General features: G+C 66.0%; 22 protein-coding genes. 19 read left to right on the plus strand and 3 right to left on the minus strand.

The window, feature by feature from the left end:
- The first annotated feature begins 138 nt into the window (after positions 1-138).
- The 13 genes from bamA to ispA all read left to right on the plus strand — a co-directional run bounded on the left by bamA (position 139) and on the right by ispA (position 15,822).
- Positions 139-2,547 (plus strand): outer membrane protein assembly factor BamA, encoded by a 2,409-nt coding sequence (gene bamA, locus BMY90_RS11165; protein ID WP_092703995.1) that lies wholly within the window; start codon positions 139-141, stop codon positions 2,545-2,547.
- Between the two features lie 130 nt (positions 2,548-2,677).
- Positions 2,678-3,709, plus strand: a complete 1,032-nt coding sequence (gene lpxD, locus BMY90_RS11170) for a UDP-3-O-(3-hydroxymyristoyl)glucosamine N-acyltransferase (protein WP_092703997.1) — start codon at positions 2,678-2,680, stop codon at positions 3,707-3,709.
- Positions 3,702-4,175 (plus strand): 3-hydroxyacyl-ACP dehydratase FabZ, encoded by a 474-nt coding sequence (gene fabZ, locus BMY90_RS11175; RefSeq protein WP_092703999.1) that lies wholly within the window; start codon positions 3,702-3,704, stop codon positions 4,173-4,175. Before lpxD ends, fabZ begins: the two co-directional genes overlap by 8 nt.
- A complete protein-coding gene (lpxA, locus tag BMY90_RS11180; protein WP_008211661.1) occupies positions 4,172-4,960 on the plus strand; it encodes an acyl-ACP--UDP-N-acetylglucosamine O-acyltransferase in 789 nt (262 codons plus the stop codon). The genes fabZ and lpxA overlap by 4 nt, the downstream gene beginning before the upstream one ends.
- 56 nt (positions 4,961-5,016) lie before the next feature.
- Positions 5,017-6,225: a lipid-A-disaccharide synthase gene (gene lpxB / locus BMY90_RS11185; RefSeq protein ID WP_092704001.1), complete on the plus strand. Its 1,209-nt coding sequence runs from the start codon at positions 5,017-5,019 to the stop codon at positions 6,223-6,225.
- 210 nt (positions 6,226-6,435) lie between these two features.
- Positions 6,436-7,026 (plus strand): ribonuclease HII, encoded by a 591-nt coding sequence (rnhB, locus tag BMY90_RS11190; protein WP_037099899.1) that lies wholly within the window; start codon positions 6,436-6,438, stop codon positions 7,024-7,026.
- A gap of 231 nt (positions 7,027-7,257) precedes the next feature.
- Entirely contained in the window at positions 7,258-7,452 is a 195-nt protein-coding gene (locus tag BMY90_RS11195) for a hypothetical protein (protein ID WP_008211664.1), read from the plus strand.
- A 266-nt stretch (positions 7,453-7,718) separates the two neighbouring features.
- Positions 7,719-11,294 carry a DNA polymerase III subunit alpha gene (gene dnaE / locus BMY90_RS11200; protein ID WP_092704003.1) on the plus strand — a complete coding sequence of 1,192 codons (3,576 nt, stop codon included), beginning with the start codon at positions 7,719-7,721 and terminating at the stop codon, positions 11,292-11,294.
- A gap of 162 nt (positions 11,295-11,456) precedes the next feature.
- Positions 11,457-12,413, plus strand: coding sequence for an acetyl-CoA carboxylase carboxyltransferase subunit alpha (locus tag BMY90_RS11205; RefSeq protein ID WP_092704005.1), 957 nt, complete (start codon positions 11,457-11,459; stop codon positions 12,411-12,413).
- Positions 12,414-12,563: 150 nt separating this feature from the next.
- On the plus strand, positions 12,564-13,304 hold the full coding sequence (locus BMY90_RS11210) for an NYN domain-containing protein (RefSeq protein ID WP_008211669.1): 741 nt from the start codon (positions 12,564-12,566) through the stop codon (positions 13,302-13,304).
- Positions 13,301-14,602, plus strand: coding sequence for a tRNA lysidine(34) synthetase TilS (gene tilS, locus BMY90_RS11215; RefSeq protein WP_092704007.1), 1,302 nt, complete (start codon positions 13,301-13,303; stop codon positions 14,600-14,602). The genes BMY90_RS11210 and tilS overlap by 4 nt, the downstream gene beginning before the upstream one ends.
- Positions 14,603-14,690: 88 nt before the next feature.
- Positions 14,691-14,948 (plus strand): exodeoxyribonuclease VII small subunit, encoded by a 258-nt coding sequence (locus BMY90_RS11220; RefSeq protein WP_008216097.1) that lies wholly within the window; start codon positions 14,691-14,693, stop codon positions 14,946-14,948.
- Positions 14,932-15,822 carry a (2E,6E)-farnesyl diphosphate synthase gene (ispA, locus tag BMY90_RS11225; protein WP_092704009.1) on the plus strand — a complete coding sequence of 297 codons (891 nt, stop codon included), beginning with the start codon at positions 14,932-14,934 and terminating at the stop codon, positions 15,820-15,822. Before BMY90_RS11220 ends, ispA begins: the two co-directional genes overlap by 17 nt.
- Positions 15,823-15,939: 117 nt before the next feature.
- Here the strand turns inward: ispA and BMY90_RS11230 are convergent, their stop codons facing one another.
- The 3 genes from BMY90_RS11230 to pmbA form a co-directional block, all read right to left on the minus strand.
- Positions 15,940-16,362 carry a DUF4870 domain-containing protein gene (locus BMY90_RS11230; protein ID WP_092704011.1) on the minus strand — a complete coding sequence of 141 codons (423 nt, stop codon included), beginning with the start codon at positions 16,360-16,362 and terminating at the stop codon, positions 15,940-15,942.
- A gap of 183 nt (positions 16,363-16,545) precedes the next feature.
- Positions 16,546-16,998, minus strand: a complete 453-nt coding sequence (locus BMY90_RS11235; RefSeq protein WP_092704013.1) for a DUF4870 domain-containing protein — start codon at positions 16,996-16,998, stop codon at positions 16,546-16,548.
- 93 nt (positions 16,999-17,091) lie between these two features.
- A complete protein-coding gene (pmbA, locus tag BMY90_RS11240) occupies positions 17,092-18,459 on the minus strand; it encodes a metalloprotease PmbA (RefSeq protein ID WP_092704015.1) in 1,368 nt (455 codons plus the stop codon).
- A gap of 100 nt (positions 18,460-18,559) precedes the next feature.
- Between pmbA and BMY90_RS11245 the strand changes: the two genes are divergently transcribed.
- From BMY90_RS11245 to BMY90_RS11270, 6 genes are all read left to right on the plus strand, one after another.
- Positions 18,560-18,802: a DUF1653 domain-containing protein gene (locus tag BMY90_RS11245; protein WP_092704017.1), complete on the plus strand. Its 243-nt coding sequence runs from the start codon at positions 18,560-18,562 to the stop codon at positions 18,800-18,802.
- A gap of 28 nt (positions 18,803-18,830) precedes the next feature.
- Positions 18,831-19,424 carry a ribosome biogenesis factor YjgA gene (gene yjgA, locus BMY90_RS11250; protein WP_092704019.1) on the plus strand — a complete coding sequence of 198 codons (594 nt, stop codon included), beginning with the start codon at positions 18,831-18,833 and terminating at the stop codon, positions 19,422-19,424.
- Between the two features lie 154 nt (positions 19,425-19,578).
- On the plus strand, positions 19,579-20,298 hold the full coding sequence (locus BMY90_RS11255) for a DUF3348 domain-containing protein (RefSeq protein WP_092704021.1): 720 nt from the start codon (positions 19,579-19,581) through the stop codon (positions 20,296-20,298).
- Positions 20,279-22,375, plus strand: a complete 2,097-nt coding sequence (locus BMY90_RS11260; protein WP_092704023.1) for a DUF802 domain-containing protein — start codon at positions 20,279-20,281, stop codon at positions 22,373-22,375. The genes BMY90_RS11255 and BMY90_RS11260 overlap by 20 nt, the downstream gene beginning before the upstream one ends.
- On the plus strand, positions 22,372-23,013 hold the full coding sequence (locus tag BMY90_RS11265; protein WP_008216115.1) for an OmpA family protein: 642 nt from the start codon (positions 22,372-22,374) through the stop codon (positions 23,011-23,013). Before BMY90_RS11260 ends, BMY90_RS11265 begins: the two co-directional genes overlap by 4 nt.
- Positions 23,003-23,668: a DUF2894 domain-containing protein gene (locus tag BMY90_RS11270; RefSeq protein ID WP_092704025.1), complete on the plus strand. Its 666-nt coding sequence runs from the start codon at positions 23,003-23,005 to the stop codon at positions 23,666-23,668. Before BMY90_RS11265 ends, BMY90_RS11270 begins: the two co-directional genes overlap by 11 nt.
- Positions 23,669-23,733 lie beyond the last annotated feature (65 nt).

Genomic DNA, 23,733 nt, shown 5'->3' on the forward strand with positions numbered 1-23,733 from the left:
CGCGGCCAAGCGATCGTTCGCCCGTCGTGGCGTCGGCGACCGCGAATCGTTTTCCGGAACCGGGGTTGCCCCGGTTCCATGCACACATCGGGGCGGCCGTTTCGGCCGCCTCATCGAAATAACCCAACGGAATCGACGATGAAGCGTATCGCCGCCCTGATCCTGCTTGCCTCTCTCTCCGCCAATGCGCTCGGTTTCGAGCCGTTTGTCGTTTCCGATATCCGCATCGATGGCCTCAATCGCATCGCGGCCGGCACGGTATACAACTACCTGCCGATCAGCAAGGGTGACCGGTTGACCAACGACGAGGTGCAGCGGGCGATCCGGGCCTTGTACCAGACCAAATTCTTCAGCGACGTGGAAATGGAGCGCCAGGGCGACATCCTGGTGATCAAGGTGACCGAGCGGCCTTCCATCGCCAAGCTCACCATCCGCGGCAACCACGACATCAAGACCGATGACCTGAAGAAGGGCCTGAAGTCGATCGGCCTGTCCGAGGGCGAGACCTTCGACCGGCTGGCGCTGGATCGCGTGCAGCAGGAGCTGATCCACCAGTACTACAACCGCGGCAAGTACAACGTGTCGGTGCTTCCGCACGTGACCCGGCTGGACCGCAACCGCGTCGCCGTCGACATCGAGATCCGCGAGGGCAAGGCTGCCAAGATCAAGGAAATCAACATCGTCGGCAACCATGCGTTCACCGACAAGGCGATCCGCGACGACTTCGAATCGGGCACCACCAACTGGATGTCGTGGTACTCGAAGAACGACCAGTACTCCAGCGACAAGCTGTCCGGCGACCTCAACAAGCTGCAGTCCTACTACATGGATCGCGGCTACGCCGACTTCGGCCTGGATTCCTCGCAGGTGACCATCTCGCCCGACAAGCGCGACATGTACATCGCCGCCGACATCAAGGAAGGCGCCATCTACAAGGTCTCCAAGGTGCACCTGCTGGGTGACCTGATCCTGCCCGAGAAGACCATGCGCCGGCTGGTCTTCATCAAGGACGGCGAAACCTTCAACCGCGCGGCCATCGAGGCCAGCTCCAAGGCGATGAAGGCCGTGCTGGCCGACATGGGCTACGCCTACGCCAAGGTCGACACGATTCCAAAGCTGGACAAGGAAAACCGCACGGTCGACCTGTCCTTCTACGTGCAGCCGGGCCATCGCATCTACGTGCGCCGCGTGATCTTCCAGGGCAACACCCGCACCGAAGACGAAGTGCTGCGTCGCGAAATGCGCCAGCTCGAAGGCTCCTGGTACTCGCAGGCCGCGATCGACCGTTCCAAGATCCGCCTGCAACGCCTGGGCTTCTTCAAGAAGGTGGACATCGACAAATCCCGCGTGCCCGGCACGCCGGACCAGGTCGACCTCAACGTGAAGGTGGAGGAACAGTCTGCCGGCAGCCTGATGTTCGGCGTGGGTTACTCGCAGTATTCCGGCATCATCCTGTCCGGCTCGGTGTCGCAGAACAACTTCCTCGGCACCGGTGACCGCTTCTCGCTGGGCGCGGAAAAGAGCGACTACTACACCCAGATCAATGCCAGCTACTACAACCCGTACCTGACCGACAACGGCATCGGCATCGGCTACAACGCCACCTTGTCCAAGGCCGATTACAGCAACCTGGGCAGCGAGTACGCCAGCTACTCCAACAGCACCCGCGCGTTCTCGACCACCCTGGGCATTCCGATCACCGACTTCCAGGGCCTCAACCTCAGCATGGGTTTGAGCAGCACCAAGATCAACACCTACGAGGGCTACACGCCGCAGGTGCTGATCGACTACCAGAACGCCATCGGCCACCGGACCATCCATACCTGGACCGGCTCGATCGGCTGGACCTACGACACCCGCAACAGCTACTGGGCGGCCACCCGCGGCGGCCTGCTGTCCGCCTCCGTGGACGGCGCCCTGCCCGGCTCCACCGTGCAGTACTGGCGCTTCACCGGCGAGGCCAACCATTACTGGCCGATCGGTGGCGGCTTCGTGCTGTACCTGGACGGCCAGGTCGGCTACGGCTCCACCTACGGCAACCAGACCTACGACCGCACCTTCGGCCAGTATGTTGCCGGCCAGAAATACGATTACCCGTTCTGGCAGAACTACTACGCCGGCGGCGTCAAGGACGTTCGCGGCTTCCAGGACAACACCCTGGGCCCCCGCGTCTGCGCTGGCCTCGACCCCACCACCGGCAAAGCCGCCCAGCCCGTCAATGGCAACTGCAATGGCAGTTCCTATTACTACGCCCAGCCGATCGGCGGCGCGTTCAAGGTACTGGGCACGGCCGAGGTCTACCTGCCGCTGCCGTTCCTCAAGGACATCAACACCGCACGCGTATCGGTGTTCATGGACGTCGGCAACGCCTTCAAGAACTACCAGAGCTTCCAGGCCAGCCAGCTCGATGCCTCGTACGGCATCTCGCTGCACTGGAAGGCGCCGATCGGCCCGTTGATCATCAGCCTGGCCCATCCGTTCCGCACGCAGCCGGGCGACCAGCACTACGAGGAACGCATCCAGTTCACCTTCGGCAGCCAGTTCTGATCTCTGCCGGAAAAGCCGGATCGCACCACGAAAAGCGCGGCCATGCCGCGCTTTTCGCTTTCCATGCCCCTGAAAATGACGCGATTGCACCGGCTGCCGATACAATGGCCGCCGTGTCACGGAGAACGCATTGAACGTCCAAGCCAACCATTCGCTTGCCGAGCTCGCCGAGCGCTTCGACCTGCGTTGCCACGGCGATGCCGATACCCGCATCACCGGCGTCGGTACGCTGGCCGGGGCCGGCGCCCACCAGTTGAGCTTCCTGTCGAACAGCAAGTACGCCGCGCAATTGGCCGACACGCATGCCGGCGCCGTGATCGTGCGTGAGGAAAACCTGGCGGCCTGCAGCGTTCCTGCCCTGGTGGCCCGCGATCCCTACGTGGCCTACGCGAAGATCGCCGCGCTGTTCGAACACATTCCAACCGCACCAGCAGGCATTCATCCCAGCGCGGTAGTGGCGCCGAGCGCACGCGTCAGCGCGAGCGCCAGCATCGGCCCCTGCTGCGTGATCGAAAGTGATGCCGTCATCGAGGACGGTGCCGTGCTGGGCCCGCACTGCATCATCGGCGAGGGTTGCGTGGTGGGCGCGCAGTCGCGCCTGGTGGCGCGGGTGACCCTGGTCATCCGGGTCACCCTGGGCAAGCGCGTGCTGGTGCATCCTGGCGTGGTGATCGGCTCGGATGGCTTCGGCCTCGCCTTCGATACGGACCACTGGATCAAGCTGCCCCAACTTGGCGGCGTGCGCATCGGCGACGACTGCGAGATCGGCGCCAACACCACCATCGATCGTGGCGCGCTGGACGACACCGTGCTGGAAGAGGACGTGCGCCTGGACAACCAGATCCAGATCGCCCACAACGTGCATGTCGGCGCGCATACCGCGATGGCCGGCTGTGCCGCCGTGGCCGGCAGCGCGAAGATCGGCCGCTATTGCATGATCGGCGGCAACGCCGGCGTGCTCGGCCATCTCGAAGTGGCCGACCGGGTTACCATTACCGCCAAGAGCCTGGTCACGCATTCGATACGTGAGGCAGGCGAATATTCCTCGGGCACCCCGCTGCAGGACAACCGGGCATGGCGCAAGAGCGCCGCCCGGTTCAAGCATCTGGACGAGTACGCGCGCCGATTGTCGGCGCTGGAGAAGGATAGTAACGATGAATGACAACACCGCGACCTTGAGCCTGCCGGTGAACGTGGAACAGATCCAGGAACTGCTGCCGCACCGCTATCCGTTCCTGCTGGTCGATCGGGTGATCGAGCTGGAGCCCGACCAGCGCGTGGTGACACTGAAAAACGTCACCATCAACGAGCCGTTCTTCAACGGCCACTTTCCCGGCCATCCGGTGATGCCGGGCGTGCTGATCGTCGAGGCGATGGCGCAGAGCGCCGGCCTGCTCACCCTGATCAGCAACCGGCTCAAGGGCAGCACCAACAATTCGCTGTTCTACCTGGCCAAGGTGGACAACGCCCGCTTCAGCGCGCCGGTGGTCCCGGGCGACCAGTTGCGCATGGAAGTCCGCCTGAAGCGCCTGATGCGCAGCATGGGCATCTTCGAGGCACGCACCCTGGTCGATGGCAAGGAAGTCTCCAGCTGTGAACTGATGTGCGCGGCAAGGAACGACAAATGACCCAGGCCGCCCTGATCCACCCCACCGCACAGATTGATCCCGGCGCCAGCATCGGCGCCAACGTCGGCATAGGCGCCTACAGCGTGATCGGTGCCGAGGTGGAGATCGGCGAGGGCACGATCATCGGCCCGCACGTGGTGATCGACGGACCGACGCGCATCGGCCGCGACAACCGCATCTCCCAATTCGCCTCGATCGGCAACACCCCGCAAGACAAGAAATGGGAAGGTGAGCGTACCGAACTGGTCATCGGCGATCGCAACCTGATCCGCGAGTTCGTCACCATCAATCGCGGCACCGGCGACGGTGGCGGCATCACCCGCGTCGGCGACGACAACTGGCTGCTGGCCTACGTGCACATCGCGCATGACTGCCAGGTCGGCAACCACGTGGTGTTTTCCAACTACTCGGCGCTGGCCGGCCACGTGCACATCGGCGACTGGGTCATCATCTCCGGCTATGCCGGCGTGCACCAGTTCTGCAAGGTGGGGGCCCATGCCTTCATCGGCATGGGCTGCCTGGTCGGTTCCGACGTGCCGCCCTTCGTGCTGATGGCCAACGAACAGCATGGCCGTCCACGCGGCATCAACAGCGAAGGACTGAAACGACGCGGCTTCGAGCCGGCGCGCATTTCCGCCATCAAGCGCGCCTACCGCACGCTGTACATGGCCGGACTGTCGCTGCCCGAAGCGCGCGAGCAACTGGCCGCGCAGGCACAGGACAGCGACGACGTGCGTGCCATGCTCGACTTCCTCGACCACAGCGAACGCTCGCTGGCGCGGTGATCGACATGCCCCATCCATCCACCACATCCGACACGGCGTCCTGATCCGACGGCACCATGCCAGAGACCATTCCCAGCCCCACCATTGCGATCCTTGCCGGCGAAGATTCCGGCGACCAGCTTGGTGCCGACCTGATCGTCGCGCTGCGCCAGCGTTATCCCGCCGCGCGCTTCGTCGGCATCGGCGGCAAGCGCATGCAGGCGCAAGACTTCGAGTCCTGGCACGACATCCACGAATTGTCGCTGTTCGGTTTCGCCGAAGTGGTCCGCCACCTGCCGCGGCTGCTGAAGTTGCGCAAGACGCTGGTCGCGCGCCTGCTCGAAACGCGCCCGGACGTGGTGATCGGCATCGACGCGCCCGATTTCAACCTCGGCGTGGAGCAGCGCCTGAAACAGGCCGGTCTGCGCACCGTGCACTACGTCAGCCCCTCGGTCTGGGCCTGGCGCGAGAAACGCGCGGAAAAGATCGGCCGCAGTGCCGATCGCGTGCTGTGCCTGTTCCCGATGGAGCCGGCGATCTACGCCAGGCACGGTATCGACGCGCGCTTCGTCGGCCATCCGCTGGCCGATCGTTTCGCGCTGGTCTCCGATCGCGCCGGTGCGCGCGAGATCCTGCAACTGCCGCACGACGTGCCGGTGCTGGCCTTGCTGCCTGGCAGCCGCCCGTCCGAACTGGCCCGGATGGGATCCATCTTCATCGACGCCGCGCGTCGCGTGGCCGCCGCCCTGCCCGGTTTGCGCGTGGTGATTCCTGCCGCCAATCCGCAAGTGCTGGCACGCCTGCGCGAGCTGCTGGCCAAGGGGCCGCACGACGACCACGTGCTGCTGTTCGACGGACACGCGCACGAAGCCATGCTGGCTTCCGACGTGGTACTGCTGGCTTCCGGCACCGCCGCGCTGGAAGCCATGCTGGCGAAGCGCCCGATGGTCGCCGGCTATCGCGTATCACCGTTGAGTTACCGCGTGGCGCGCGCGTTGAACATGCTCAAGACCGACGTCTACACCCTGCCGAACATCCTCGCCCGCGCCGGCGGCATGGGCGAGAACACCGTGCTGGTGCCGGAACTGATGCAGGCCGATTTCACCGCCGCGAAACTGGCCGACGCCACCCTGGCCCTGTTCAACGACAGCGAGCGCCGCGGCCACATCGTCGCCGCCTTCGAGCAATTGCATCGCGCCCTGCGCGGCGAGCTTGGCGGACGCGCCGGCGACCAGGCCGCCAGTGCCATCGCCGAACTGCTGGACGGCGAGCGTGACGCGACGTAGCGCGCCAGATTCTCTCCCTCTCCCCTGCGGGGAGAGGGCTGGGGTGAGGGGTCAATCTTGCGAAAAACCCATCTCGGAGCGCGCTTCGATCAACACTTCCGCAAGCACCCACCCCTCACCTCAATCCTCTCCCCGCAGGGGAGAGGAGGCGAACGTGCCGAGCGGGTTCGCACGAAGCCACTCTCTGCCAACCCCACCTGACCAACCACGATGCAATCCGGTTTTTTGACAGCGGGCGTCGACGAGGCCGGCCGGGGGCCGTTGGCCGGACCGGTCGCGGTGGCAGCAGTCATCCTCGATCCGGATCGTCCGATTGCCGGCCTGAACGACTCCAAGAAGCTCAGCGAGAAAAAACGCGAGGCGCTCTATCCGTTGATCCTCGAGCGTGCGCTGGCCTGTTGCATCGTGCTGGTCGAAGCCGACGAGATCGATCGGCTCAATATTTTCCAGGCCACCATGGCCGGCATGAGTCGTGCCGTGGCCGGCTTGTCGCGTGTGCCAGGCGAGGCGCTGATCGACGGCAACAAGCTGCCAAAGGATTTGCCCTGCGCGGGTCGCGCCATTGTCGGCGGCGATGCGCTGGAACCGGCCATCAGCGCCGCCTCGATCCTGGCCAAGGTCAGTCGCGACCGCCTGATGGTGGCCATGGACGACACCTTCCCCGGCTACGGTTTCGCCGTGCACAAGGGGTATCCCACGCCAGCCCACCTGGCCGCACTGGAACGCCTCGGCCCCTGCCCGCAGCACCGCCGCAGCTTCGCGCCGGTGCGACGCCTGCTGGAAGGCTCCGCTTCCGACTGAACACGCGCCGCAGTTGAACCGCAGCCGTACGAAAACCGCGCGATGGCCCGCCTGCAACCTTTTCGCTTGTAGGCGCATCCGAATCGGTATAGGAAGGAATCGGGCGCAGGTACCTTCGCTCATCTCCCGCGCCCGCGATACAGCGCATGGACGCCCGGGTTGTTTGTCTGGTTTTGCCATCGGCGGTGTGAGCCGGCTTGCCGGTTTCGCCACCAGACTCAGGAGTACGCCATGATGCTTCCACTTGCCCGCCGGGACCTGCCGTCCGATACCGTCCCGTACGACACGACTACGACACCGCCGCAAGCACTCGCCGCGCCCCTCGCGCCGCACACGGACTACGACTTGCATCGGTCATTGCCCATCGAAAGCCTGGAGCACTACATCGAATGCCGCCTTGCCGACGAGCGGTTCCGCGTGTCGTGACTTTCTACAGGGTCTGACGTGCCGCGCGCTCCCCGCGAAGCTCCGCCACCGTTCGCAACGCGCGGCACCAGCGGGCAAAACGATCGCCGTCAGCCACTCTGATCACGAACCGGAGGCCGAACCGACTGGCTCCGGCGCGCCGCCGGCACCGCCCGTGTCGTGGCGGATCGCAGCGCCTGCGCCACATCGTGCCGATCGACCGCCTGTCAAGCTTGTCGGGAACCTGCGCCACGGTTAGCCTTCATGGACTCACCCGGTGAGTCTGCATGTCCGCACGCTTCGTCCACACGCATCTGCACAGCGAATTTTCGCTGGTCGATTCGACCATCCGCATCAAGGCGCTGGTCGGCGCCTGCGTGCGCGCCGGCATGCCGGCGGTAGCGCTCACCGACGACAGCAACATGTTCGCGCTGGTGAAGTTCTACAAGGCCTGCAACGCCGCCGGCATCAAGCCGTTGTGCGGCAGCGACCTGTGGATTTCCGCACCGGATGACCCGCGTCCATGGCGACTCACCGTGTTGTGCCAGCACCGCGAGGGTTATCTCAATCTTTCGCGGCTGGTCTCACGCGCCTGGCGCGACGGCCAGCAAGGTGGCCGGGCGCTGGTCGATGCCGGCTGGCTGACGCCGCAAGCCAGCGACGGCCTGATCGCCCTGCTTGGCCGCGAGAGCGAAGTGGCCCGCATCGCGGTGAACCAGGGCACCGAAGCCGCACTGGCGAAGCTGCGCCCGCTGGCAAGGCTGTTCCCCGACCGGCTGTATCTGGAGCTGACCCGTTGCGGCCGCGAGGGCGAGGAAAGCTGGAACACGGCTGCGCTGGCGTTGGCCACCGAGCTCGACCTGCCGGTGATTGCCAGCAATGACGCGCGCTTCCTCACCCGCGATGACTTCGAGGCGCACGAGGCGCGCGTATGCATCAACCAGGGACGCGTGCTGGCCGATCCCAAGCGCCCGCGCAGCTACAGCAACCAGCAATACCTGAAGACGCCCGCGGAAATGGCCGAGCTGTTTGCCGACCTGCCCGAGGCGCTGGAAAACACGCTGGAACTGGCCAAGCGCTGCAATCTCGAACTGAGCTTCGGTACCTACTACCTGCCCGACTTCCCGGTACCCGAAGGGCATGACCTGGACAGCCATATCCGCGAGCTGGCGCGTGCAGGCCTGAAGGAACGTTTGGCCAACGCGCCACTGGCTGCCAATCACACGCTGGCCGACTACCACGCGCGACTTGAGCGCGAGCTGGACGTCATCATCAAGATGGGCTTTCCCGGCTACTTCCTGATCGTGGCCGACTTCATCAACTGGAGCAAACAGCACGGCATCCCGGTGGGACCGGGTCGCGGCTCGGGCGCCGGCTCGCTGGTGGCCTGGGTGCTGAAGATCACCGACCTCGATCCGCTGCAGTTCGACCTGCTGTTCGAGCGATTCCTGAACCCCGAACGCGTGTCGATGCCCGACTTCGACATCGACTTCTGCATGGACCGCCGCGACGAGGTAATCGACTACGTGGCGCGCAAGTACGGCCGCGACCACGTCAGCCAGATCATCACCTACGGCTCGATGGCGGCCAAGGCCGTGCTGCGTGATTCCGGCCGCGTGCTGGGCATGGGTTACGGCCAGGTCGACAAGCTGGCCAAGCTGATTCCTGCGCGGCCGCTGGACCTGACCCTGACCGATGCGCTGGGGCGCTCGGAGAAATCGAAGAAGGAAACCGATCGCGTCGTCAAGGAATTCTGCGAGGTCTACGAGCAGGACGAAGACGCCAGAACCCTGATCGACCTGGCGCTGAAGCTGGAAAACCTGACCCGCAACGTGGGCAAGCACGCCGGCGGCGTGGTGATCGGGCCCAAGCCGCTCACCGAGTTCGCCCCGCTGTACTGCGAACCCGGCGGCGGCGGCGTGGTCACCCAGTACGACAAGAACGACGTCGAGGACGTGGGCCTGGTGAAGTTCGACTTCCTCGGCCTGCGCACGCTGACCATCATCGACTGGGCGGTGAAGGCGATCAATGCGCGCCGCGCGCAAACCGGCGAAGAGATGCTGGACATCGCCGCGCTGCCGCTGGATGACAGCGCCAGCTACGACCTGCTGAAAAAGGCGCAGACCGTCGCCGTATTCCAGCTCGAATCCTCCGGCATGCAGCGCATGCTGAAGGATGCGAAGCCCGACCGCTTTGGCGACATCATCGCGCTGGTGGCACTGTACCGCCCCGGTCCGATGGACCTGATTCCCAGCTTCATCGCGCGCAAGCACGGCAAGGAAGAAGTCGAGTATCCCGACCCTCGCGTCGAGCCGATCCTGAAAGAGACCTACGGCATCATGGTCTACCAGGAACAGGTGATGCAGATGGCGCAGATCGTCGGCGGCTACACGCTCGGCGGCGCCGACCTGTTGCGCCGTGCGATGGGCAAGAAGAAAGTCGAGGAGATGGTGAAGCACCGCGCCATCTTCCGCGAGGGCGCAGCGAAGGACGGTCTCTCCGGCGACAAGGCCGATTCCATCTTCGACCTGATGGAGAAGTTCGCCGGCTACGGTTTCAACAAGTCGCACGCGGCCGCCTATGCGCTTGTGTCCTATCAAACCGCGTGGCTGAAGGCGCACTACCCGGCCGAGTTCATGGCCGCGACGATTTCGTCGGACATGGACAACACCGACAAGGCCGTGACCTTCATCGACGAGGCCTGCGCCATCGGTATCGAGGTGCTGCCGCCGGACGTGAACACCTCCGACTACATGTTCGTGGCGATGGACCCCGCCGGCGTCGCCCCGGTAGCCGGCAAGGGTGCACAAACCATCCGCTACGGCCTTGGCGCGATCAAGGGCGTGGGACAAGGCGCGTGCGAGTCCATCGTCCAGGAGCGCCAGCGCACCGGCGCCTACAAGGACCTGGCCGACTTCTGCCGCCGCGTCGACTCGACCAAGCTCAACCGTCGCGTGCTCGAAGCGCTGGTGCTGTCCGGTGCGCTCGATGCGCTGGCGCCCAACCGCGCCAGCCTGATGCTGCAGTTGCCCAACGCGATCAAGGCCGCCGAGCAATACTCGCGGGACCAGCAGGCCGGCCAGAACGACATGTTCGGTGCGGCCATGGGGGCCGCCCAGTCGGTGGTACAGATCGACCTGCCGACCGCACCGGACTGGCCGCTGGAACAGAAGCTGCAGGGCGAACGCGACACGCTGGGCCACTACCTGTCCGGCCATCCCACCGACCCGTGGCGCGAAGAGCTGGCGCAGCTGTCCACCTGCCCGCTGGGCGAGATCGGCGAGCGCTACCAGCCACCGCGCCCGCGCAAGAACGACAACGACGACGGCAACCGTTTCCGGCGTGGCCCGGATACGCCATGGACGGTCGCCGGCATGGTTTCGGCCGTGCGCAAACGCGGCGACAGCGATGCCTTCGTGCGGCTGGAAGACGGCAGCGGCATCATCGAGGTGAGCTTCTTCGGCGAGCTCTACCAGCAAGCCGCGCCGCTGCTCGTGCGCGATGAGATCCTGGTGGTCGAGGGCGGTCTGCGCATCGACGAATTTTCCGGCGGCGGCTTCCAACTGCGCGCACGCAACGTCGTCACGCTCGGCGATGCCTGCCGCCGCCGGGCGCGCCTGCTGCACCTCAAGCTCAACGGCATCGGCCCGGATTTCGTACAGCAGTTGCGGCAAACCCTAGCCGGTTACCGCGGCGGCCACGCCAGCGTCGTCCTCGGCGACTACCACAACCAGAACGCCCAGGCCACGCTGGAATTGGGCGAGGACTGGCGCGTGGATGCCATTCCCGACTTGCTGCGCGCCGTGCGCAACCTGCCCGGCGTAGAGGCGGCACGGCTGCGGCTGGTCAGAAATCAGGAGTGAGGGCAGAGAAGTGAGGAGTGAGAGAGAGCAAAGGCCATGGCTTTTCGTCTTTCTCTCACTCCTCACTTCTCTCCCCTCACTTCTCGCCCCCCATACGCTTCCGTTCCCGCCTTTTCCTGCGCCCCGGTATAATGCGCGACTTGTGACTTCGAACTACCACGAATGAATCCCAACTTCCTCGATTTCGAACAACCCATTGCCGAGCTGGACGCGAAGATCGAAGAGCTTCGCCATACCAGCGACGGCCAGGCGTTCAATATCGACGAGGAAGTCGGCCGCCTGCGCCAGAAGCTGAAGCTGAAGACCGCCGAGATCTTCCGCAACCTCAATTCCTGGCAGGTCACCCAGCTTTCGCGCCACCCGGCGCGGCCGTACACGCTCGATTACATCGGCGTCATCTGCGAGGAATTCCACGAACTGGCCGGCGATCGCATGTACGCCGACGACCCCGCCATCGTGGGTGGCCTGGCGCGCATCAACGGCCGGCCGATGGTCATCATCGGCCACCAGAAGGGCCGCAACACCAAGGACAAGGTGTACCGCAACTTCGGCATGCCGCGTCCCGAAGGCTATCGCAAGGCGCTGCGCCTGATGGAGATGGCCGAGCGCTTCGGCCTGCCACTGCTCACCTTCATCGACACCCCCGGCGCCTATCCCGGCATCGGCGCCGAGGAACGCGGCCAGAGCGAGGCGATCGCCCGCAATCTGCGGGTGATGGCGGAACTGAAGGTGCCGGTGATCTGCACCGTCATCGGCGAAGGCGGCTCCGGCGGCGCCCTGGCCATCGGCGTGGGTGACCGCGTCAACATGCTGCAACATTCCATCTACTCGGTGATCTCGCCGGAAGGCTGCGCCTCGATCCTGTGGAAGAGCGCCGAGAAGGCTCGCGATGCCGCCGAGGCACTCGGTCTCACCGCGCCGCGCTTGCTCGAACTGGGCCTGGTCGACAAGGTCGTGCGCGAACCGCTGGGCGGCGCGCACCGCAATCCGCGTTCCATGGCCACCCGCCTCAAGGCCGTGCTGATGAACCAGCTCGACGAGCTGGAAGCTATGCCGGTTGCCGACCTGCTGGAACGCCGCTACGAGCGCCTGCGCAGCTACGGCGCGTTCCAGGAATAACGGTTCTACACCGGTAGGAGCCCGCTCGCGGGCGATGCTTTTGCTGCGCTTGCGATCGCGACCAACAGAGCATCGCCCACCAGTGGGCTCCTACAAATCGGCATGCACCCGGCGTTACCATCGGCCTACGCCCACCGATGGATCCGTGCCATGGCCCATGACTCCACCAAGCTCGCCGTGCTGATCGACGCCGACAATGCGCGTCCCGCGATTGTCGAAGGCCTGCTGGCCGAGGTGGCCAAGTACGGCACCGCCCACGTCAAGCGCATCTACGGCGACTGGACCAAGCCCGATCTCAATGGCTGGAAGGACGTGCTGCTGCGTCATTCGATCCAGCCGATCCAGCAGTTCCGCTACACCGTGGGCAAGAACGCCACCGATTCGGCAATGATCATCGACGCGATGGACCTGCTCTACTCCGCGCGCTTCGACGGCTTCTGCATCGTCTCCAGCGACAGCGACTTCACCCGGCTGGCCTCGCGCATCCGCGAATCCGGGCTCACCGTGTACGGCTTCGGCGAACACAAGACGCCCGAGCCGTTCCGCACCGCCTGCGACAAGTTCATCTACACCGAGGTGCTGGCCGGCACCGCCGAAACCGAAGCTGAGACCGCGCCCAAGCCGCGTTCGGCCAAGGAGCTGCGTGGCGACACGCGCCTGATGAACCTGTTGCGAGGCGCCATCGAAGCCGCGTCGGACGACAACGGCTGGGCCAGCCTCGGCGCCATCGGCAGCATCGTCAACAAGCAGTCGCCCGACTTCGATTCGCGCAACTATGGCTACGCCAAGCTCAGTGGCCTGATCAAGGGCATCGGCCTGTTCGAGACCGAGGAACGCCATATCGGCAACGGCAAGCACATCTACGTGCGCCCGCGCAGCGCCAAGAAGTGATCCCAGCGTTGCTCGAACACCTTGCCGCCGCATTGGCGGGCACCCCTGCCGTGCCGCTGTGCGTGGCCTTTAGCGGCGGCCCGGATTCCACCGCACTGCTGCACGCCCTGGCGCAATTGCCCGTGGCACGCGAACGCGGCCTGCGCGCGCTGCATGTCGACCATGGACTCAACGCCGACAGCCGCGTCTGGGCTGAACACTGCCAACGCCTTTGCGCGAGCCTGGACATGCCCTGCGCGGTGCTTCGCGTACAGGTCGAGACCCATCGCGGCGAAGGCCTGGAGGCCGCCGCACGGCGCGCGCGTTACGCCGCGTTCGAACAGAATCTGGGCGAAGGCGAGTGGCTGCTGCTGGCGCACCATCGCGACGACCAGGCCGAAACCGTGCTGCTCAAGCTGCTGCGTGGCGCCGGTCCGGAAGGCCTGGGCGGCATGCGTGAACGGCGCGCGCTGGGCAAGGGCCAACTGTGGCGTCCCGTGCTGGCGCTGTCGCGCGCGCAACTGCGCGCCCATGTCGAAGCCCACGGACTGCCCTGCATCGACGATCCCTCGAATGCCGATGCACGACTGTCGCGCAATTACCTTCGCCACGACATCCTGCCGCGCCTCGTCGCGCACTGGCCACAGGCAACCGACTCGATCCTGCATAGCGCCACACTCAGCCAGGCCGCCGCCGACACCTTGCGCGCGCAATGGCTGCCGGCCTTCACTCGGCTGCACGACGCAGGCAACGGCAGCCTGGCCATGCCCGATTGGCTGGCGCTGCCTCCCGCACTGCGCGAACCGCTGCTCGATCACTGGCTGCACCGCCGCGGACTGCCCGCGCCGACGGCCGCCCAGCGTCAACAGATCGAACGGCAATGCCAGGCGAGACCGGGACGAACGCCCTGCATCAGCTGGGCCGGCGCCGAGCTGCGTATCTGGAAGGCCCGGCTTTGGGCGCTGCCCCCGCAGCCACCCATCGACCCGGCCTGGCACTGCGAATGGCGTGGCGAGCCGCTGGCGCTGCCTGACGGCGGCTTGCTGCGCCTGTCCGACCCTGCCGCCCGCCTGCCCGAGCCGTTGCACGTGCGCCTGCGCCGCGGCGGCGAACATCTCAAGCCGGCCGGCGATGCCCACACCCGCGAACTGCGCGACCTGTTCCAGCAGGGCGAACTGCCGCCGTGGCAACGGCTGGCCTGCCCGCTGCTGTACGCCGACGGCGAGCTTGTTGCCGTCGCCGATCGCTGGCTCAGTGCGCGCGGCGAAGCGTTGTTCAGTGTCGCGGCGAGCCGCCCCGAGTGGCGGCCGGGCGCATGATGGCTGCCATCCGGAAGCTCCGGAAAAACCCCTCGGTGGCACCCTGCCGCATTGATTCCGCAACGCTGCTGCGCTAGCGTTGCGGCCCATGGCCAAGTCCGCTTCCACCACCGCCAAAACCGCCCCGGCCGCCGATTTCGAGCACTCGCTGGACGAACTCGAACAACTGGTCGCGAAGATGGAGGGCGGCGACCTGAGCCTGGACGATTCGCTGGCCTCGTTCGAGCGTGGCATCGGTCTCTATCGCCAATGCCAGCAGTCACTGGAAAAAGCCGAACTGCGCGTGCGCCTGCTGCTGGATCCCGATGCTCCCGAAAGTGCCGAACCGTTTGAACCCGAACGCTGAACTCGGCCCCGCCCTGCAAGCCCTGATCACCCGCGCCGAACAGGCGCTGGATCGGATGTTGCCCGCCGAAGATCGCTCGCCACCCGAATTGCATCGCGCCATGCGCTATGCCGTGCTCGGCGGCGGCAAGCGACTGCGCCCGCTCTTGGTCTACGCCGCCGGCCACGCGCTGGGTCACGCCGGCCCCGAACTGGATGCCCCCGCCTGCGCGGTGGAATTGATCCACGCCTATTCGCTGGTGCACGACGACCTGCCGGCCATGGACGACGACGACCTGCGCCGCGGCCGCCCCACCTGTCACGTGGTATTCGGTGAGGCCATGGCGATCCTCGCCGGCGATGCGTTGCAGGCACTGGCCTTCGAGATTCTTGCCGATGACAGCCCCGACTCGACGCGTGGCATGGCCATGTTGCGCGTACTCGGCGCCGCCTGCGGTGCCGAGGGCATGGCCGGTGGCCAGGCGCTGGACTTGGCCGCGGTCGGGCGCAAGCTCAGCCTGGCCGAACTGGAACACATGCACGCCTGCAAGACTGGCGCACTGATCCGCGCCTCCGTGCGCATGGGCGCGCTCAGCGCCGGCGCCAACGAGGATGCACTGGCCGCACTCGACCGCTACGCCGCCGCCGTAGGCCTGGCGTTCCAGGTGCGCGACGACATCCTCGACGTGGAAGGCGAATCCAGCGTGATCGGCAAGACCGCCGGCAAGGACGCCGCCGCCGACAAGCCCACCTTCTCCACGATCATCGGTCTCGATGCCTCACGCGCGCGCCTGGCCGAACTGGTCGACGAAGCACTGGCCGCACTGGCGCCGTTCGGCGAACGCGGCATGCTGCTGCGCGAGCTGGCACATTACTCGGCGCAACGTGCGCGCTGAGCGACACCCACAAGACGGAGCATCCCGCAGCGCGCTTCGCGACATGCCGGATCAAGCATCAGGACAACGAACGAACCGGTAGCCGCGACGCAGCCACCGGTTCCAAAGCCCTGCCGCCTACTTGATGAACCGCAGCGCGAACGGATAACGGTAACGCTCGCCCTCGTTCGCCTTGATCGCGGCAAGAATCACGCAGACCAGCCACAGCACGCCCAGGATCGGCAGCAACACGAAACCGATCAGCACAAACATCAGCAGGCCGCAGACCAGCGCCGCGATAGCCACGGTGATGTTGAAGTTCAGCGCCTCCTTGGCCTGGTCGTCCACGAACGGCATGCCTTCGCGCTTCGCCAGCCAGATAATCAGCGGCCCGATGAAACAGCCCACGCCCAGCCAGTGTCCGGTCAGCAGGCCGGCAAGCAGTGCGGAAAGGTGGGCGAACAACGCCCATTGGCGCTCCTCGCGCGAAGGGCCGATCGGAGGCGGCGGCACGTCATCCGGTGATGGCGGCGGTACGGCGGATTCGGGTGGAACGCTCATGGCGCATATCCTCGTCGGTCGGAAGGTCGGCGCAGGCCGATACGAACGATCCTAGCAAGCGCAGCCGCCGTTTCCGAGTGTCGAAAGCACTGCAACCTGGCGTCCGCGCGGCGCCTGGAAAACGACAACAGCCAAGCCCCCGTCGCCGTTCCGGCCGACGGGAACTGCGTCGCCTGACCGGGTTTACTTGATCAGGCGCAGCGTGAACGGGTAGCGGTAGCGCACACCCTCGTTGGCCTTCACCGACGCCACGATGGTCAGCACCAACCATGCGATGCCGATGATCACCCACAGTGGAATCGCGATCAGCAAGCCGATGCCGAAAGTCACCACCGACAACAGCAGCAGGACCAGGAACGCGATCGCCACGGTGATGTTGAAGTTCAGCGCCTCCTTGCCCTGATCGTCCACGAACGGCATGGTGTCCTTCTTCACCAGCCAGACGATCAGCGGGCCGATGAAGCAGCCCCAGCCGCCACCGAACGCGGCAGTAAGCAAACCGCCCAGCAACGACGACAGGTGGGCCAGCATGCCCCAGGTACGCTCTTCCGATGGCAACGCGCCGGACGGCTGCACTTGCGGTGGCGGGGATGGTGGTGACGGGGGTGGTACAGCGGACTCGGGCGGAACGCTCATGGAACGCCTCCTGTGGACTCGTGTACATGGCCGGCCCCATGCCGGTAGGCCGATCCTAGCAAGCCGCGCGCCGGCAAGGCAGTGCAGGCGTACCTATTCGCCCGCCACCGTCATCCGATCAACGAGGATCGAGCCGGTGAGGATGTGCGAGCGCGGATCGACATCCGTGCCCACGGCGCGGATGCCGGCGAACATGTCGCGCAGGTTCGCCGCGATGGTGATTTCCTCGACCGGATAGGCGATCTGCCCGTTCTCCACCCAGAAACCAGCCGCGCCGCGCGAATAATCGCCGGTAATGCCGTTGACGCCCTGACCCATCACCTCGGTGAGCAGCAGGCCGGTGCCAAGGCGTTGCAGCATCGCGCCGAAGTCGCCGGCCTCGCCGTCGCTTGCACCCGGCTTCACGATCAGATTGTGGATGCCGCCCGCATTGCCGGTGGAGGACAGGCCCAGCTTGCGCGCGGAATAGCTGCCGAGCACGTAACGCGCCAGCACGCCGCCTTCCACCAGCGCGCTGTCGCGGGTGGCCACGCCTTCCGCGTCGAAATTGCCGGAGGCTTTGCCGCGCAGCAGGTGCGGCTGCTCCACGATATTCAGCCAACCCGGCATGATGGCCTTGCCCGCGTGGTCGAGCAGGAAGCTGGCGCGGCGGTACAGCGCTCCGCCGCTCACCGCACCAACCAGGTGACCGATCAGCCCGCGCGCCAGCTCCGGCGCGAACAGCACCGGGCATTCGCGTGTGGACAGGCTGCGTGCACCCATCCGTGACAGGGTGCGCTCGGCCGCCTTGTCGCCCAGCGCCTGCGCATCCATGAAATCGTCGGCGGCACGCACGCTGTCGTACCAGTAATCGCGCTGCATGTGCTCGCCTTCGCCCGCGATCAGCGACAGCGACAGCCCGTGCCGCGTGCCGCGCTCGCGTCCCACGAAACCGTGCGAGTTGGCATACACCGACACGCTTTCGCCCATCTGCACGTTCGCGCCATCGGAATTGGTGATGCCGGCGTGCGCGCGCCCGGCACCTTCGATCCGCTGCCCCAGCGCAATGGCATCGGCAGTGTCGATGGCCCACGGATGCCACAGGTCCAGTTCGGGAAAGGCGGTGGCCATGCGCGCCGCGTCAGCCAGGCCGGCGGCCGGATCTTCCTCGGTGAATCGCGCGATGGCGCAGGCCTGGTCCAGCGTGGCCTGGATCGAGTCCGGATTCAGGTCGGCGGTGCTGGCCGAGCCCTTGCGCTGGCCGAAATACACGGTGAGGCCGAAACCGCGGTCGCGCGTGTGCTCCACCGTCTCCACCTCGCCCAGGCGCACGTTCACGCTCAAGCCGATGTCGATGCTGGCCGACACCTCGGCCTGGCTCGCGCCCGCGGCTCGGGCACGGCGAATCACGTCCTCGGCCAGGCCGGACAAACGGTCGAGATCCTGCTGGCTGCGATCGGCGGAAAGGGCAGTTGCGCTCACGTAGGGCTTCCTGACAGGTAGAATGGGCGGCATGTACCGCGAGACCTTCCGACATGGGGGCATCGCGGCCGTTTGCAAAGAGCCAGTCGGGAGGCCGGTCATGCCTACCATTGCCGGTATCTACCGCCACTACAAGGGCCAGCGTTATCGCGTACTGGGCATTGCCCACCACAGCGAAACGCTGGAAGAACTGGTCGTCTACCAGGCCTTGTACGGCGAACGCGGCCTGTGGGTACGTCCCGCCGCCATGTTTGCCGAAACCGTCGAACTGGATGGCGAGCCGATCCTGCGCTTTGCACTGGAACAGGCCGACAGTTCCCCCGACGACGCCCCATCCAGCTGACCCTGCCCCACTTTCCGGAACCGACATCGTGAGCCCGAGCCGCAGCCGCAACCAGACCGAACTCGACGACGAGGACTACGGCCCCAGCCGCACCCAGCAACGCCGCGACGCATTGGCCGTGCTGACCCTCGCCGGGCAACTGGTCGAGCTGCCACCGAGCCGGCTGGCCAAGCTCGACCTGCCCGACGACGTGGTCCGCGAAATCGACAACACCCGTCGCGTTACCGCGCACGTCGCGCGCAAGCGCCAGCTCGCCTTCCTGGCCAAGGTCATGCGCCGCTACGACGAGGCGGACTTCGCCAACGTGCGTGCCGAACTCGGCGAGAATCGCGACAAGCAGCGCCAGGAAACCGCCGCGATGCACCGCCTCGAAGCGTTGCGCGAACGCCTGATCGGCGACGATGGCGATGCCGCCCTGTCCACCCTGCTCGACCAGCATCCCGGGATCGACCGCCAGCACCTGCGCTCGCTGATCCGCCAGGCCCGCGTCGAGAAGATCACCCCGAACAAGCCACCGAAGGCGTACCGGGAAATTTTCAAGCTGTTGAAGGGCCTGCCCAGGCCCGACGATTCGAGCGAAGCCTCCCTTCCCGACGACGACGCCACCTCGCCGGACGCGTAAACGTGTAGCGGCACGCCCAGGGGGCGCCCGCGCCTTGCCGCAGCGACGTCGGCCGCTCCGGCAATGGCCATCCGCAGCCCGGCGCTGGTTCAGCCCCAAGCCACCGACCACCCTTCCCTTCGGGTGTAAAATGGCTGATTTTTCGCCACCCGTAATGATTCAACCCCACCGACAGGCGACGATTCGCGGTCCCACGTTCATCCGCTTGCTGGCGCGCCTCTGCGACATGGATGTGCGGGCCAGCGGTGAATCGCTGTCCGATCGGTTGAGCTCGTGGCTGGACTGGAAGCAGTCGCTGGTACTGTCCAGTGCACTGGATGACGAGCCGCCGCCGGTTGACGATGACGGGCCGACGTTCGACTCCGCCGAGGAAGCCGAGTGCGCGCGCATGCGGGCCACGCTCGCCGAGTCGATGGTGCAGACCGCAGCGCTGCAACGCGGCAACGCCAAGGCCTTTGCCGCGGATGATTACACGCCGTTTCGCCAGCACTACCTCGGCCGGCAACGGGCCATGCAAGCGGCCACCGGCGCGCTGCGCGGCCGGTTGCGCGACATGCTGGCACGACGTTCGGGCGACATGGCCCGGCTTGCGGAAGTGGACGCGGCGCTGGAGCGGGCGCTGAGCCCGCGCGAGCAGTCGTTGCTGGCTCGCGTGCCGGGGTTGCTGGGCGATCATTTCGACCGCTTGTGTCGGGCGTCGCGCCAGGCATCGAACCACCCGCCTGGCGCCGACGACGCATGGCGGGGAATCTTTCGCAACGACATGCGCAGCGTGCTGCTCGCCGAGCTGGATGTCCGCTTTCAACCGGTCGAGGCGCTGCTTGCCGCGCTTCGGACCCATCAACAGGAAAGTCATGTTCAAACGCCTTCTTGATCTCCTCGTGTTCCTCGCGGGTCTGGCCGTGGTCTGCTGGATCGGCGTGGGTTACGTGGGCGCCAATCCGCTGGGGGCGGCGGTCGCGGCAGTCATGGCTGCCAGCTATCTCACCGGCGCCTGGGAACTGTTTCGCTATCGCGCGGCCACGGCCTCGCTGCGACAGGCCGTGGCCGATGTATCGCCGGAAGCCGGCTCCCTCGGCGAGTGGCTGGGCCGCCTGCATCCCAGCCTGCGCCATGCGGTGCGGCTGCGCATCGAGGGTGAACGGGTCGGCCTGCCAGCGCCGGCGCTGACCTCGTATCTGGTCGGCTTGCTGGTGTTGCTGGGCATGCTGGGCACGCTGCTGGGCATGATGGCCACGCTGCGCGGCACCGGCACCGCGCTGCAAAGCGCCACCGATCTGCAGGCCATCCGCGGTTCGCTCGCCGCACCGGTCAATGGCCTGGCGTTTGCGTTCGGCACCTCGATCGCCGGCGTGGCCAGCTCGGCGATGCTTGGGCTGCTTTCGGCGCTGTGTCGGCGTGAACGGTTGCAGGCGGTGCAGCAGCTGGATGTAAAAATCGGCACGACCCTGCGCGTCCATTCCCAGGCCCATCAACGCGAACAAGCCTTCAAGTTGCTGCAGCAGCAGACCGAGCTGATGCCCACGCTGGTGGAACGCCTGCAAGGCATGATGGCCGCCATCGAGCAGCAGAACGTGGCAGCCAGCGAACGGCAACTGGCCAGCCAGGCCAGCTTCCACACGGCTACCGAAGCGAGCTTTGCGCGCCTCGCCTCGTCGATGGAACAGTCGTTGAAGGACACGCTCGCCGAAGGCGCCCGCGCCACCGCCGAAGCACTGCAGCCGATCGTGGCCACCACCATGACCGGCATCGCGCAGGCAACGACGACGCAACACGAGACGGTGGCGCAAGCGTTGCGTCAGCAGTCGGAAAACCTGTCGGCCGGCTTTGAAACCACCAGCAAAACGGTCACGGCGATCTGGAATGACGCGCTGGCCCGGCAACGGCAGACCCACGCGCAGCAGGCGGATGATCTGCGCGGATCGCTGGAGCAATTTGCGACGACCTTCGAGCGGCGCTCGGCCGATTTGCTGGACAGTGTTTCGGCGCGCCTCGATACCACGGCAAGCCATGCCGCGCAGGCCCTGCACGATGCGCTGTCGCAGCAGCAAACGGTGAACCAGGCGCTGGCGGACCGCCACCAGCAAGCCTTGACCCTCGCCGCCGCCAGCTTCGAAGAACATGCGACATCGCTGGTTCGTGGCGTCAACCAGTCGCATGCCGACCTGCAGTCGACGCTGGAATCACGCGACCAGCAGCGACTGTCGGCATGGTCGGAAAAGCTCGATGCGATCAGCGCCACGCTGAACCGGCAATGGCAACAAACCAGTGAACTCGCCAGCGAGCAGCAGCAGGCGATCTGCGACACGCTGGCGCGCACCGCCAACGACATGTCGGCCCAGACACAAACGCACGCCAACGCCACCATCGCCGAGATTTCGCGGCTGGTGGACGCGGCATCCGAAGCACCACGGATCGCCGCCGAAGTGGTCGCCGAGCTGCGCCAGAAACTCTCCGACAGCATGGCCCGCGACACCGGCATGCTGGAGGAACGCAGCCGCCTGCTGGCCACGCTGGAAACGCTGCTGGACGCGGTGAATCATGCGTCCACCGAACAGCGTTCGGCCATCGACGCCCTGGTCACCACCTCGGCCGACCTGCTGGACCGCGTCGGCAGCCGTTTCAGCGAACAGATCGCCGATGAAACCGGCAAGCTCGACGCCGTCGCGGCCCAGCTCGGCGGCAGCGCCGTGGAAGTGGCCAGCCTGGGCGAGGCCTTCGGTACCGGCGTCGCGCTGTACAGCGCGTCGAACGAAGCCCTGATGGAGCGCCTGCAACAGATTGCCGGCGCGCTGGATACCTCGCTGGCCCGCAGCGATGAACAACTGGCCTACTACGTGGCGCAGGCGCGCGAAGTGGTCGACCTGAGCGTGCTCTCGCAAAAGCAGATCATCGAGGACATGCAACGACTGGCCAGCCAGCAAGGAGCGGCTGCGGACGCTTCGGCATGAGCGACGAAATCGAAATCGAAGCCGGCACCGAGACACCCATCTGGGCCGCGTTCGGTGACCTGATGTCGGTGCTGCTGGGCGCGTTCGTGCTGATCCTGGTCGGCGTGATCGGCATGCAACTGCAGCTTTCGCACAAGCTGGACGAAGCGGTCCGGCAGCAGCATGCCGAAGCCCAGCGCCGGATCAGCCTGGAGCATGCGCTGGCGGTACCGTTGGCGGCCGGTCGCATCACCTTGGTGCACGGGCGCATCGGCATTCGCGGCAATGTGCTGTTTGCGCTCAACTCCGACCAGCTTCAGCCGGCCGGCCGCGAGCTGCTGCAGAGCCTGGCGCAGCCGCTTTCGCGCTATCTGCAGTCGCGCAACGAGATCCTGATGGTGAGCGGCTTCACCGACGACCAGCCGGTGCACGACGGCAACCGCCGCTTCGCCGACAACTGGGAGCTTTCGGCCGAACGCGCGCTGACGGTCACCCGCGCGCTGATTGCCGATGGCGTGCCCGCCGACTCGTTGTTTGCGGCCGCATTCGGCTCGCAGGAGCCCGTCAGTTCCAACGCCAGCGACACGGGCCGCGCCAGGAACCGACGCGTGGAAATCGCCCCGATTCCGAAGCCATCGGCCTCAGGCCATGAGCCGTAAACCCGCGTCCCCACGCGCGACCATCGAGGCATGGCGTGCGCAACAAGCGCATGCGGCGGAGCCATGGCGTTTCCATCTCATCGACGCGCTGGAACGGCGCCTGGCCAACCACACCGGTGCCACGCATCAATGGCTGGAAGCACGATTGCGCCAACTGATGGATCGTTATGCCGAAGGGCTCAACGAGTCGACCGATGTCGCTGAAAAACCGGCGACCACGAGCGTTTCCTCGGCACCTGCGCGCGGGCCGCTGGGCGAGCTGGTCGACCAGATCACCAGGCATGCGCAGCGACCGGGCAACGGTGACGAACAGGGTGGCGAGACCGCAAACACCAGCGCCATCCCGGAGTTGCCGGCGCTCGATACCTTCCGCAAAACCTGGTCGCGATTGCACGCGCAGAGCCAGTTGCAACAGGTGCGTGAGCAGGCTCCCGCCCATGGCGGCCCGCTCAGCTCGGCGATCCTGGTGCATCGTTCCGTGACGCTAATGCGTTCCCTTTCACCGGATTACCTGGCGCACTTCCTGGCCTATATCGACGATTTGTCGTGGCTGGAGCAGCTCGCCGGAAGTGCATCGTCGACACCGGCCACCACCCGCTCCGGCAGCGCCAGGAAACGCACTAGGAGCAAGCCAAAAACCGAGCCACGCGAGTAGCGCGCCAACAACGGCAAGCTCACCCCTCGCGGCACGAAGTGGCGCGAGTCGCACCCCGTTTGAAA

Origin of the sequence: Rhodanobacter glycinis, from assembly GCF_900114325.1 — a bacterium.
GTDB lineage: Bacteria > Pseudomonadota > Gammaproteobacteria > Xanthomonadales > Rhodanobacteraceae > Rhodanobacter_A > Rhodanobacter_A glycinis.